At 70.0% G+C, this 12,376-nt stretch carries 14 protein-coding genes; 8 read left to right on the forward strand and 6 right to left on the reverse strand.

The features are described from left to right. Positions 1-2: 2 nt before the first annotated feature. The 5 genes from LNW71_RS10890 to LNW71_RS10910 form a co-directional block, all read right to left on the reverse strand. Positions 3-659, reverse strand: coding sequence for a hypothetical protein (locus tag LNW71_RS10890; protein ID WP_250968070.1), 657 nt, complete (start codon positions 657-659; stop codon positions 3-5). Continuing rightward, on the reverse strand, positions 656-1,069 hold the full coding sequence (locus tag LNW71_RS10895) for an SseB family protein (protein ID WP_250968071.1): 414 nt from the start codon (positions 1,067-1,069) through the stop codon (positions 656-658). Before LNW71_RS10895 ends, LNW71_RS10890 begins: the two co-directional genes overlap by 4 nt. A 410-nt stretch (positions 1,070-1,479) precedes the next feature. Beyond that, complete coding sequence (locus LNW71_RS10900) at positions 1,480-2,052, reverse strand: hypothetical protein (protein ID WP_250968072.1); 573 nt, start codon at positions 2,050-2,052, stop codon at positions 1,480-1,482. A 140-nt stretch (positions 2,053-2,192) separates the two neighbouring features. After that, complete coding sequence (locus LNW71_RS10905) at positions 2,193-2,906, reverse strand: DUF4328 domain-containing protein (protein WP_250968073.1); 714 nt, start codon at positions 2,904-2,906, stop codon at positions 2,193-2,195. Between the two features lie 216 nt (positions 2,907-3,122). Continuing rightward, on the reverse strand, positions 3,123-4,727 hold the full coding sequence (locus LNW71_RS10910; protein WP_250968074.1) for a glycoside hydrolase family 20 protein: 1,605 nt from the start codon (positions 4,725-4,727) through the stop codon (positions 3,123-3,125). 325 nt (positions 4,728-5,052) lie between these two features. Here LNW71_RS10910 and LNW71_RS10915 point away from each other — a divergent pair, with 325 nt between their 5' ends. The 6 genes from LNW71_RS10915 (at position 5,053) to LNW71_RS10940 (ending at position 9,972) form a co-directional block, all read left to right on the forward strand. Then, positions 5,053-5,562, forward strand: coding sequence for a 2-oxo-4-hydroxy-4-carboxy-5-ureidoimidazoline decarboxylase (locus LNW71_RS10915; RefSeq protein WP_250968075.1), 510 nt, complete (start codon positions 5,053-5,055; stop codon positions 5,560-5,562). A gap of 220 nt (positions 5,563-5,782) precedes the next feature. Then, on the forward strand, positions 5,783-6,163 hold the full coding sequence (gene sdhC / locus LNW71_RS10920; protein ID WP_308294476.1) for a succinate dehydrogenase, cytochrome b556 subunit: 381 nt from the start codon (positions 5,783-5,785) through the stop codon (positions 6,161-6,163). Positions 6,164-6,168: 5 nt separating this feature from the next. Next, positions 6,169-6,642, forward strand: coding sequence for a succinate dehydrogenase hydrophobic membrane anchor subunit (locus LNW71_RS10925; RefSeq protein WP_250968076.1), 474 nt, complete (start codon positions 6,169-6,171; stop codon positions 6,640-6,642). 30 nt (positions 6,643-6,672) lie between these two features. After that, positions 6,673-8,427, forward strand: coding sequence for a succinate dehydrogenase flavoprotein subunit (sdhA, locus tag LNW71_RS10930; RefSeq protein WP_250968077.1), 1,755 nt, complete (start codon positions 6,673-6,675; stop codon positions 8,425-8,427). Further along, positions 8,427-9,203 (forward strand): succinate dehydrogenase iron-sulfur subunit, encoded by a 777-nt coding sequence (locus LNW71_RS10935; RefSeq protein WP_250968078.1) that lies wholly within the window; start codon positions 8,427-8,429, stop codon positions 9,201-9,203. Before sdhA ends, LNW71_RS10935 begins: the two co-directional genes overlap by 1 nt. 178 nt (positions 9,204-9,381) lie before the next feature. After that, positions 9,382-9,972: a hypothetical protein gene (locus LNW71_RS10940; protein ID WP_250968079.1), complete on the forward strand. Its 591-nt coding sequence runs from the start codon at positions 9,382-9,384 to the stop codon at positions 9,970-9,972. Positions 9,973-10,051: 79 nt separating this feature from the next. Here the strand turns inward: LNW71_RS10940 and LNW71_RS10945 are convergent, their stop codons facing one another. Continuing rightward, positions 10,052-10,561 (reverse strand): MarR family transcriptional regulator, encoded by a 510-nt coding sequence (locus LNW71_RS10945; protein ID WP_250968080.1) that lies wholly within the window; start codon positions 10,559-10,561, stop codon positions 10,052-10,054. Between the two features lie 88 nt (positions 10,562-10,649). Here LNW71_RS10945 and LNW71_RS10950 point away from each other — a divergent pair, with 88 nt between their 5' ends. Both LNW71_RS10950 and LNW71_RS10955 read left to right on the forward strand, forming a co-directional pair. After that, positions 10,650-11,876, forward strand: a complete 1,227-nt coding sequence (locus LNW71_RS10950; RefSeq protein WP_250968081.1) for an MFS transporter — start codon at positions 10,650-10,652, stop codon at positions 11,874-11,876. 67 nt (positions 11,877-11,943) lie between these two features. After that, a complete protein-coding gene (locus tag LNW71_RS10955) occupies positions 11,944-12,375 on the forward strand; it encodes a hypothetical protein (RefSeq protein WP_250968082.1) in 432 nt (143 codons plus the stop codon). Position 12,376 lies beyond the last annotated feature (1 nt).

A 12,376-nucleotide genomic window follows, 5' to 3' on the forward strand; every position in this document is an offset into this window, starting at 1 on the left:
AGTCAGTTCCCCCCGGACTGGCTCTGCTGCTGCGCCTGCTGGGCGCGTTCCTCCGGTGACGGGCCGAGCGTGTCGTCCAGCGCCTGGTCGAACCGGTCGTCGGAGATGCCGAGCGCGTTGTTGAACAGGTCGGACTGTCGGCCGCCGTAGCCCTCGGTGAGGACGGTGCGGCCGGTGTCCTTCCAGGTCTGCCCCATGTCCTGGCCGGCCTTGTCGAACGACTCCGGGCTGTAGTCCGGGTTCAGATAGTCCGGCGTGAAGATGTCGCCCCAGTTCTGCTTGGCGATCTCCTCCTCGCTCGCGTTCGGGTTCCCCCCGAACATCGCGTTGGCACCCACCTTGAACGTGCCCGCGAGGTACTGGTCGTTCTCCCACTGGGTGCCCGCCGCCAGGCCGAGCCGGTTCGCAAGCCCACTGGCATCCCGCACCAGAGCACGCACACCCCACTCCCAGCGCTCGCAGAAGTCCTCGAAGTCGACCGCGAGACCGTGGTGCCCGGCCTCCATCCCGGTCATCGCCATCTCCGAGAAACCCTTGCCCATCACCGAACCAGTGGCCCCACCGAGATCACCGAGCTCGCCGATGGTCGCGCCGACGCCCTTCGTGAACTTGGTGACCGACTCCTTGTCGAGATGCAGGTCCGCCGCGTCACCGCTCATGACCGCTCCTCCCCCGCCCCACCCGCGTCGACGGCGACCGCCTCCGGAACGATGCCGACGACCGGCGGGAAGAACATCGACCCGTCCTCGGTGGCGACATCCACGGCCAGACCGGCGGGCTCGCCCAGGGCCGGCACCACCTCGTCCACAATCCGCGCGCCCAGCAGCGCCGCGTAGTCCATGGCCTGATCACCCCGCGCGTGATGCCGGGCGAACCGGGCGAGTGCCACCTCGTCGGTGAACCCGTAGATCCACCGCACCCCGCCCAACCGCGCAGACCAGAGCCCTTCACCCACGGTCGGCACCAGAAGAACCGAACGCCTCATCTCGCCGACCAGCGCCCGAGGATCACCAACTCCTCGTCGCAAGTCGGCAATTCGCACGGCAAGCGCTGCCCCAGGCTGATCCAAGACCCCTCCCCACGCTCGTCTCGGAAGGCACACTGTAGAACAACCTATTTGTGTTAGCAAAGCAGTTCGGGGTCGCCACCGACTCCACTGGCCTGAACTACGCCCAGTTGCCGAACCGCCCCCAACTGCCCGGCCAGTGTGTGGTTACACGCCCGCAGGGGCGCCTTTCCCGCACAAGGAAGTTGCCCCTCGGTCGGTTCCGGTCGGCCGGAGGGCGGCCGGTCGTCGTTCCGCTTCACCGCTCCGACGCGGGCCAGGGGGCCTTTTGCCCGTCGAGGCCGTGCACAGTGAACGGCGTGGTGCACGCCGGCGCCCGTAAGGCGCGATGCGTCCCGCTCGACCACGACACAGCCGCCGCCTCGGCGGTACGTGGTTCCATCGACGCGCCGGCACACGCGTTCGGCACCGCGTCAGCCGCGCACCCGGGCCCGCCGCGATACCGCGGCGCGCAGTACCCGCTGGCCCTCGGTCGAGACGTCCATCACCTGGCGCAGCCCGGCGCCCGCGGGGGCGTCGTCCGAGATCTCGGCGAGCATCTCCAGGATCCGGATCTGGCGCGCGCGCTCTCCGGAGAGCAGCGGTCCCGCGCCCTGCGGGTCGCCCGCCCGGCAGCGCCCCACCAGCTCCTTCGCGTCGTCGCGCGCGAAGTCGTGCCCCAGGTGGACCTCCAGGGCCAGCACCGAGCAGGCGTCCGCCCAGGCCCGCAGTTCCTCCTTGCCCGCCCGGTCCGCGGGCGCCTCGCCGAGCAGCTGCCGGATCCGGCCCACCGTCACCTCCGGGCCGGGCAGGGCGTCCAGCGCCGCGCGTGCCTCGGCGAGCCGCTCCGGCCACGCGGCGGCGTCCGCGCAGCCGGCCCAGAGCGGGCGCAGCGGATCGGGGTCGGCGTCGTCGGCGCGCAGGGGCAGGCACCGGTCGAGGCAGGCGGCCCCGCTCGCGGCCAGTCCCCGCTCGTCAGCGGCGGCGATCAGTTCCAGCAGACTCATCGGCGTCTCCCGTCGGCCCTCCCCATGCCAGGACGCATGGGGACGCAGCGCTTCCTGTTACCGCATTCAGCGCCGAATGGCTGAAAATCGTCACAGCCATCGGCTGATTACCGCCGCTTGGTTCCGGCCGGTTCCGGCTCTCAGTGCGCCCGGCGCCACTCGGCCCGCTGCGCCGGGAGCGGCGTGGCGACGGGGTTGGTCCCCAGCGCCGCCCGCTCACCCTGCATGGCGGTCAGCCGGCGCACGAACAGGATCGAGAGCACCGCGGCCACGATGCCGAACGCGTCGGAGGCCAGGACCAGGTCGACCGCGTCCATGAACTCGTCCGCGCCTCCGGCGTTGTCGTAGAGCCGTCCGGCGTACCGGGAGAAGAGCTCCGCGCAGATCAGCGCCGCCCACCAGAGGTGCAGCAGTCCGCGCGGGGCGGGCCGACTGCGGCCGGCCGGGGAGCTCGCGGTCCAGATCCCGCCCGCGACGCGGTGGGGCAGCCAGAAGTTGCCGAACGGGATGAACCAGGCGCCGATCGCCCAGCCGGGCCGCATCGAATGGGCGCGCGCGTCGAACACCTCCGCGTTGAGCCGCACCCGGCGGAACCAAAGCAGGAAGACGACGGCGGTGGCCAGGAGGGTGTACAGCTGCAAAGACGCGGCGGCCTGGTACAGCGTGTCGGCGTGGTCGGCGGCCGCCTCGTCGAACCTGAGGAAGTCATCGGCCGTCCCGGCCCCGTACACCTGCCGGGTGTTGATGTCGGCAGCCACCGCCAGCAGATCCGCCACGGCCACCGACCCGAACAGCACGCACGCCGCCGTGGCGAGCCCGACCGGTGAACGCAGGGGATCCAGCCCGACCGGCATCGGCATCAGCCCGCCGGCCCGTGCGCGGCGGAAACCGGCGCACATCGTGCACCGCCCGTCGGCGGTGCGGGCAGGTCTTGTACCGCAGAGTGAGCACAGCATGAAGTGGAACCCCCCAGGATTCGGATCTCGACGCGTGGAGCGCGCGTCCCTCCCCGGATCACGCAGCAAGCGGAAGTTAACCCCTGCCCGACTCGCTGTCCACGGAAAGCGCACTCACCCCTTGTCGATCTCCTTGGCCAGCGCCAGGAAGCCGTCCCAGCTCAGCTTCGGTTTCCCCGGGTCCCACAGCTTCTGGGACGTCGCGGCCAGGGGCATCCGGATGCCCGCGGCAACCTGCGCGGCGGTCTGGGCGTTCGGCAGGTCGCCCCAGACGGCGAACCGGCCGCCGAGGATCTGGTCGGAGTAGCGCTCCGGGACGGGGGTGGTGCCGCGCAGCACGAGCGGGGTCCACTGCTCGTAGATGCGCTTGCCGGTGGGGTAGACGAAGTCGTTGGGCTGGCCGAGCACGTAGTAGAGGAACTCGTCGTTGAGGTTCAGCACCTTGCGGCCCTCGCGCAGGTACTCCAGCGGCGAGCGGGCCCCGTACTCCTTGCCCGTCCAGTACTCGACCTCGATGTTCTTGTCCGCCTTGACGGTGCTGTCGCCGAAGAGGCCGTCGTTCCACGCCTTGGGCTGCTTGCCGTGCGGCCGGACCACCGCGGCGCGGTCGTTGAGCCAGCCGGTGGCGAGGTCCTCGATGCCGGCCTTCGCCCCGTACTTCTGCACGGCGGCGCGCTGGAGCTGGGGATAGGAGGCGGCCGGGTCCTGCGCCATCAGTGCGAGGTACTCGTCGGCGCCCACGTGCCAGTACTTGCCGGGGAAGAGCTCCGTGTACTCGCCGAGGAGTTCGTCGACGAGCTTGGCCGCGCCGGGCTTGGAGATGTCGAGCGAGCCGGCCGAGGCCACCCCCGACACATTGCGCAGCTGGAGGTCGGGGTGGGCGCGCAGCACCGCGCCGAGGTGGCCCGGGGAGTCGATCTCCGGCACGACCTGGACGTGCAGCCTCCCGGCCAGGGCGACGATGCGCCGCACCTGCGCCTTGGTCAGGTGATCGGGCGACACCACTTCGGGATGGGTGTCGGACTCGATGCGGAAGGCCTGGTCGTCGGAGAAGTGCAGACCGAGCTGGTTGAGCTTGAGGTCGGCGATCTCGTGCAGCCGGTCCTCGATCCAGCCGGCGGTGTAGTGCTTGCGCGCGATGTCGAGGTTGAACCCGCGCTGCGGGCGGTCGGGTCGGTCGCGCACCTCGCCCTCGGGCATGAGGCCGTCGGCCCGGACCGACTGCTTGAGCGTGCGGGTCCCGTAGAAGACGCCCGCCTGGCCGGGACCGCTGATCGTGACCCGGTTGTCGTGGGTCTTGAGGGTGTACGACTCGGACCCGCCCTTGTCCTTCGGTGCCAGGGCCAGTTCCACGTCGCCGGCCCGGGCCGGGACCTCGCCCCGGTAACTGATCTTCAGCTCGCCCGCGAGCAGCCGGCCCTCGTCGGCGAGCCCCTTGCTGCCGTCGGCGATCACCACCCCGCTGCTCGGGCCGGGCCGCCAGCCCGGCCCGTGGGCGGGGGTGTGCTCCCGTACGGCGGGAATGGTGCGGGGCGTCTTCGACAGCGGGTAGCTACGGGTCGGGGAGGGCGAAGCGGCGGCGGCGGAGGCGTGGGAGGTCTCGGCCGCAGCCCGGCCTCCGGGGTCGGAGTCCTCGGGCCACAGGACGACGGTGAGGGTGACCGCAGCCGCCGCCGTGACGGCCGCTCCGGCCGCCAGGACGCCGCGTGAGGGGGACATCGGTCAGAAACCTCCGGTTTTAGCGGGAAACAGAGCAGAAGTATGGAGATAGCCGGGCATTCTCCTCGCTGAACCGTCCATCAGGCATCCCGAAACTCTCCCGTCCGGGTGAAATTCGCGCATCCGTCGCCCGGCCGCTGCCCGGCCTCGCTAGGTTTGAGGCACATTCGTCTCTCCCTTCACCCTGCATCCACCTGGTCTCTCCCATCCCTCCTTACTCCAGGTTCACGGATGCCGCTGATCCGAGGAGCCCACGCTGTCCAGGTCCAGCGAGTCCCATGCCGGCCTCCCGGGGCAACCGCACCGGCCGGCACGACGGACCGCCGTGCCCGCGCAGAGCTGCGGACCCGCACCCGACCTGACCGGTTCGCACGGCTGCGACCTGCACCGTTTCAACAGCGCACCCGCCGCCGACGCAGAGGCCGCCCTGCTGGAATGCCTGGGCAGCCACCGCTGGGCGCAGCGGCTGACCGCCCACCGCCCCTTCCCTGACCTGGACGCGCTGCTCGCCGCCGCCGACGAGGCGGGCTACGACCTGTCCCCCACCGACCGCGCGGAGGCACTCGCCGCCGAGGTCTCCCCGGGGCTGCCGCCGGAAGCGCCGCGCTCCGCCCACCTCGCGCTGGCGGCCGCGCACGCCGCGTACGAATCCCGCTTCGGCCACGTCTTCGTGATCTGCCTCGACGGTTTCCGCCCGGCCGAGCAGCCCGATCAGGTGCTGTCCGGCATCCGGGCCCGGCTCGGCCACGACCCCGACCAGGAGCGGGTGGTGACGGCGGACGAGATGCGGCGACTCGCCCGGGGCCGCATCACCGGGCTGGTGTCGGGTCGGTAACGGATCGGACGCGGCGCGGGACGGCCCCGGCCCAGGGAACAAGGCGGTTGCTAGCCCGTCCGTGCCTGATTGATTGCCACTTTGATCACACCAGAGGCCCCGGGGCGAACGAACCGACAAACCGTCGCTACGATGGCCGGGGCCGGTGGACCGTACCCGGCCGGGTCAGACCGACAGTCAAGCCGGCCGACCCCAATCCCCGCTCCCGGAGGGTTCTTCCGTGCCGGCTGGAACGCTGTACCGCGGCCGGGAAGGCATGTGGTCCTGGGTGGCTCATCGAGTCACCGGTGTCCTCATTTTCTTCTTCCTGTTCGTACACGTCCTGGACACCGCTCTCGTTCGTGTCTCCCCCGAGGCCTACGACGACGTCGTGGCCACGTACAAGACGCCGATCGTCGCGCTCCTCGAATACGGCCTCGTGGCCGCCATTCTCTTTCATGCGCTGAACGGTCTCCGCATCATCGCCGTGGACTTCTGGGCCAAGGGCGCGCGCCTCCAGAAGCAGATGCTCTGGACCGTGCTGGGCATCTGGATCGTGCTCATGGTCGGGGCCCTGTACCCCGTCCTCGGCCACGCCGTCCGCGTCATCTTCGGGAGCTGAGGCCCATGTCCACCGAGACTTCCGCGATCGGCGCGGTCGAAGGCGTCAGCCTTTTCGACGTCGACAACCCGGCCCCCGTGATCGAGCCCCCGCGTACGCGGACCGGCAAGACGCCCAAGGGTTCACGCACCAACTTCGAGATGTACGCCTGGCTCTTCATGCGCCTGTCGGGCATCGTGCTGGTCGTCCTGGTCCTGGGCCACCTGCTGATCCAGCTGGTGCTGGACGGCGGTGTCTCCAAGATCGGCTTCGCCTTCGTGGCGGGCCGCTGGGCCTCGCCGTTCTGGCAGGTGTGGGACCTGGCGATGCTGTGGCTCGCCATGCTGCACGGCGCCAACGGTCTCCGTACGGTCATCAACGACTACGCCGAACGGGACAACACCCGCTTCTGGCTGAAGATGCTGCTGTACACCGCCACGGTGTTCACCGTCCTGCTGGGCACGCTGGTGATCTTCACCTTCGACCCGAACATCCGCTAGGCGCCGGGCCCGAAGGACCAGAGGTAAACCATGCAGATCCACAAGTACGACACCGTCATCGTCGGCGCCGGCGGCGCCGGCATGCGCGCGGCCATCGAGTCGACCAAGCGCAGCCGCACCGCCGTGCTGACCAAGCTCTATCCCACCCGGTCCCACACGGGCGCAGCGCAGGGCGGCATGGCCGCCGCGCTCGCGAACGTGGAGGAGGACAACTGGGAGTGGCACACCTTCGACACGATCAAGGGCGGCGACTACCTGGTCGACCAGGACGCCGCCGAGATCCTGGCGAAGGAGGCCATCGACTCCGTTCTCGACCTGGAGAAGATGGGCCTGCCGTTCAACCGCACGCCCGAGGGCAAGATCGACCAGCGCCGCTTCGGCGGCCACAGCCGTAACCACGGCGAGGCTCCGGTCCGCCGGTCCTGCTACGCCTCGGACCGCACCGGCCACATGATCCTCCAGACGCTGTACCAGAACTGCGTCAAGGAGGGTGTGGAGTTCTTCAACGAGTTCTACGTCCTGGACCTCCTGCTCCAGGAGGTCGACGGGGTCAAGAAGTCGGCCGGCGTCGTCGCGTACGAGCTGGCGACCGGTGAGATCCACGTCTTCCAGGCGAAGTCGATCATCTTCGCCTCCGGCGGCACCGGCAAGTTCTTCAAGGTGACGTCGAACGCGCACACCCTGACCGGTGACGGCCAGGCCGCCGCGTACCGCCGCGGTCTGCCGCTGGAGGACATGGAGTTCTTCCAGTTCCACCCGACGGGCATCTGGCGCATGGGCATCCTGCTGACGGAGGGCGCCCGTGGTGAGGGCGGCATCCTCCGCAACAAGGACGGCGAGCGCTTCATGGAGAAGTACGCGCCCGTCATGAAGGACCTCGCGTCCCGTGACGTCGTGTCCCGCTCCATCTACACGGAGATCCGTGAGGGACGCGGCTGCGGTCCCGAGGGCGACCACGTCTACCTGGACCTGACGCACCTGCCGCCGGAGCAGCTCGACGCCAAGCTCCCGGACATCACCGAGTTCGCGCGGACGTACCTCGGCATCGAGCCCTACACGGACCCGATCCCGATCCAGCCGACCGCGCACTACGCCATGGGCGGCATCCCGACCAACGTCCAGGGCGAGGTGCTGGCCGACAACACCACCGTCGTCCCGGGGCTGTACGCCGCCGGCGAGGTCGCGTGCGTCTCCGTGCACGGCGCCAACCGGCTGGGCACCAACTCGCTGCTCGACATCAACGTCTTCGGGCGCCGTTCGGGCATCGCCGCCGCCGAGTACTCCGCGAAGAACGACTTCGTCGAGCTTCCCGAGAACCCGGCCCAGCTGGTCGTCGACCAGGTCGAGCGGCTGCGCAGCTCCACGGGCACCGAGCGCGTCTCGGCGATCCGGCTGGAGCTGCAGGAGTGCATGGACGCCAACGTGATGGTGTTCCGCACCGAGCAGACGATCAAGACCGCGGTCGACAAGATCGCGGAGCTGCGCGAGCGCTACCTCAACGTGTCCATCCAGGACAAGGGCAAGCGGTTCAACACGGACCTGCTCGAAGCGGTCGAGCTGGGCAACCTGCTCGACCTCGCCGAGGTCATGGCGACTTCGGCGCTGGCCCGCAAGGAGTCCCGCGGCGGTCACTACCGCGAGGACTACCCGAACCGCGACGACGTCAACTTCATGCGCCACACCATGGCGTACCGCGAGGTCGCCGACGACGGCACCGAGTCGATCCGGCTGGACTACAAGCCGGTCGTCCAGACCCGCTACCAGCCGATGGAGCGTAAGTACTGATGGCTACCCCCACGATGGAAAAGGCCGACAAGGCTCCTGAGCCCGAGGCGGGCTTCGCCGACTCCCCGTACATCACGGCCACTTTCCGGATCCGCCGGTTCAACCCCGAGGTCTCCGACGAGTCCGTGTGGCAGGACTTCCAGATCGAGATCGACCCGAAGGAGCGTGTTCTCGACGCCCTTCACAAGATCAAGTGGGAGACCGACGGATCGCTGACGTTCCGCCGCTCCTGCGCGCACGGCATCTGCGGCTCGGACGCGATGCGGATCAACGGCAAGAACAGGCTCGCCTGCAAGACGCTGATCAAGGACCTGAACCCGGAGAAGCCGATCACGGTCGAGGCCATCAAGGGCCTCACGGTCCTCAAGGACCTCGTGGTCGACATGGACCCGTTCTTCCAGGCCTACCGCGACGTCATGCCCTTCCTCATCACCAAGGGGAACGAGCCGACCCGCGAGCGTCTGCAGTCCGCCGAGGACCGCGAGCGCTTCGACGACACCACCAAGTGCATCCTGTGCGCCGCGTGCACGTCCTCGTGCCCGGTGTTCTGGAACGACGGCCAGTACTTCGGCCCGGCGGCCATCGTCAACGCGCACCGCTTCATCTTCGACTCGCGCGACGAGGGCGGCGAGCAGCGGCTGGAGATCCTCAACGACCGTGACGGCGTGTGGCGTTGCCGCACCACCTTCAACTGCACGGACGCCTGCCCGCGTGGCATCGAGGTCACCAAGGCGATCCAGGAGGTCAAGCGCGCGCTGATCACGCGTCGCTTCTGACCCCCGATCGCACCCGTAGCACCCCGGGGCCCCGTTCTCCGCAGCAACGCTGCGGGAGGCGGGGCCTCTTGGCTGCGCGGTGCGGCCGGTGACGGTACCGTCGTGCGGAACCCTCAGCGGTTCACCGCACACGGGCAGCAAGGCGCGGGGTGCACGGTTTGATCGAGAGCGGGGAACGTTGAGCGATCCGAATCCGTACGGGGACGACTCGTACAAGTGGGGGCCGCCCCAGCAGCCGGGCGGTCCGCCCACCGTCCCGCAGGGCTACGGCTATCCGGCCGCCGGCAACCCGGTCTACGGCTATCCGCAGCCGCTTCCCGAGTCCGCCGCCCAGCCCGGCCCCGGCTACGGCTACCCGGCGGGCCCGCCGACGATGCCGGGCTACGGGTACCCGGGGCAGCAGGCCATGGTCCCGGCGGGCGGCGGCGGGCCGGTCCTGTCGCTCGGCGACATCACGGTCATGGGCGACGCGATCGTGACGCCGTCCGGGACGATGCCCCTCAAGGGCGCGGTGTGGACGGCGATGGACATGTCCCGTACCGAGGAGAAGATCCCGCCGGTCGCGATCGTGCTCGCGATCCTCTTCGCCCTGCTGTGTCTGGTCGGTCTGCTGTTCCTCCTGATGAAGGAGAAGAAGACGACCGGATTCATCCAGGTCACGGTGACCAGCGGCGGCCGCCACCACTCGACGATGATTCCGGCCGTGCGGCCGGACACCTTCCACATGGTGATGGGACAGATCAACACCGCCCGCTCGCTGAGCTTCTGACGGGTGCGGCCGGGGCCGGCCGCGGCGTTCCCGCGGCCGGCCCCCGCACGGACGGCCGCGTCGGGCGCGCGGCTTCCGCTCAGTCCCAGGCCGCGCCGCCCCGGTCCTCTGCGGCCACCATGATGCGCCGCAACATGGCGTTGAGCAGCGTGCGTTCGTCGTTGTCGAGCACACCCAGCAGCCGGTACTCCTCGTGGCCGAGGATGTCCATCGCGCCGAGCCAGGTCGCGCGGCCCTCGTCGGTCAGCTCCACGTCGACGCGTCGCCGGTCGGTGGTGGAGGGCTTGCGGCGGACGAACCCGCGTCGCTCCAGCGCGTCCAGCCGGCCGGTGACGGAGGCGGGCGCGAGATCGAGGTCGGCGGCGAGCTCGGAAGGGGCCGCCTTGCCACCGCGGCCGGCGAGCTTGTGCAGGGTGTCGAACTCCTGGCGGTCCAGGGCGAAGTCGACCAGGGACTGCTCGCGCACCCGGCGCAGATGGACCGAGAGCTTCTTCATCCTGGTCACCGCGCCCTCGACATCGGGATCGAGGTCGGGAAGCACCGGCTTCCACCGCTCCACATGGCCGTCGGTCCAGTCGCGTCGCTCCATGAGCCACAGCCTACGCCGGAACCCAACTACGCTTCGGTACCCGATATTTCGTTGACGAATAGTTCGGAACCGAATTAGATTCCGCGCCATGCCTCACCCTCTGCGCACCCGCTCCTTCCGCCTGCTCTTCATCGGGCGCAGCCTCTCGATGCTCGGCGACGCCGCGATACCCGCCGCTCTCACCCTCGCCGTCTACCTGGCCACCGGCTCGACCGGCGCCCTGGCCCTGGTGCTGGGCTGCGCGATGGTGCCCAAACTGCTGCTGCTGCCACTCGGCGGCGTGATCGGCGACCGCTTCAACGCCCGCACCGTCGCGCTCACCACCGATCTCGTACGGTGCGTCACCCAGCTCTTCGTCGGCGCCCAACTGCTCTCCGGCACACCGGCGCTGTGGCAGATCGCCGTCGCCGAGGCGCTCGGCGGCGCCGCCGGGGCCTTCGCGATGCCGACCGTCTCCCCGCTGATCCGCGGCACCGTGGCGGAGTCCGGGCTGCTGCGCGCCAACTCCCTGATGGCGGTGGTCAGCAGCGCGACCCGGATCGGCGGACCGGCCGTCGCCGGCGCGCTGGTGCTCACCGCCGGGCCCGGCTGGGCCTTCGTGCTGGACGGTGCCAGCTTCGCGGTGAGCGCCGCCCTGCTCTCCGCGATCGACGTCCGGCACGTCCCCGTCCCCCGCAGCACCCTGCTCAGCGACCTCAAGGAGGGCTGGGCCGAGGTCCGCGGCCGGGACTGGTACTGGACGAGCCTGATCGCCCATGCGGCCTGGAACGGCGCGGCGGCCGTGCTGATGACGGTGGGCCCGGCCCTCTTCCTCCACGACCTGGGCGGCAGGGGCGCCTGGCTCGCCTTCCTCCAGACCGGCGCCGTCGGCCTGCTGCTCGGGTCGCTCCTGGCCGGCCGGGCCCGGCCGCGCCGCCCGATCCTGGTCGCCAACATGGGCCTCGCGCTGTACGCACTCCCCCTGTGCCTGCTGGCCGCGCACGCCCCGGTCGCCGTGGCCATCGGCGCGTACGGCGTCTCGCAGGCGGGGCTCGGCTATCTCAGCCCGGTCTGGGAGACCGCCGTCCAGTCCGCCGTGCCGCCCCACGCGCTCGCCCGCGTGACCTCGTACGACTGGCTGCTCTCCCTCGGCGCGATGCCGCTGGGCTACGCCCTGGCCCCGCTCGCCACCTCGGCCTGGGGCGCCGAAGTCCCGCTCGCCGCAGCCGGGGTGGCGGTCGGCGCGGCCTGTCTGGCCACTGCCGCGGTACCGGGCGTCCGGCGGTTCAGGGCCCCCGCCGACAAGGTGACGCGCACCACCGGAGCCCCGGCTTGAACATGTTCAACGGCAGGTCTACAGTCCATGACAACAGCATTTGAACGCGTTCAAGGGAGGGTGGGGCATGGACCTCACTGTTGTCGCGTACGTCATCTACCTACTCATCAGCGTGGCACTCACCATCTGGGTGGCCCGCACGCTCAGCAGCAACGGCAAGGTCTTTCTCGCCGACGTCCTGCACGGCAACGAAAAGCTCGCCGAAGCCGTCAACCACCTGCTGGTGGTCGGTTTCTACCTGGTCAACCTGGGGTTCGTGACGCTCTATCTGAAGAACTCCGACGAGGTCGCCAACGCCCGCGAGCTCTTCGAGGCGCTTTCGGTGAAGATCGGCGTCGTCCTGCTCGTCCTCGGGGTCATGCACCTGGGCAACGTCTTCGTGCTCAACAAGATCCGCCGCCGGGGCATGATGGAACGCGAGCAGACCCCGCCCGTACGGCCCCAGGGCTGGACCCCGCCGGGTCCCGGGCCGTGGGCCGCTCCCGCCCCCAGGGCGTGAG

The sequence above is a fragment of the Streptomyces sp. RKAG290 genome, assembly GCF_023701695.1.
Taxonomy (GTDB): domain Bacteria; phylum Actinomycetota; class Actinomycetes; order Streptomycetales; family Streptomycetaceae; genus Streptomyces.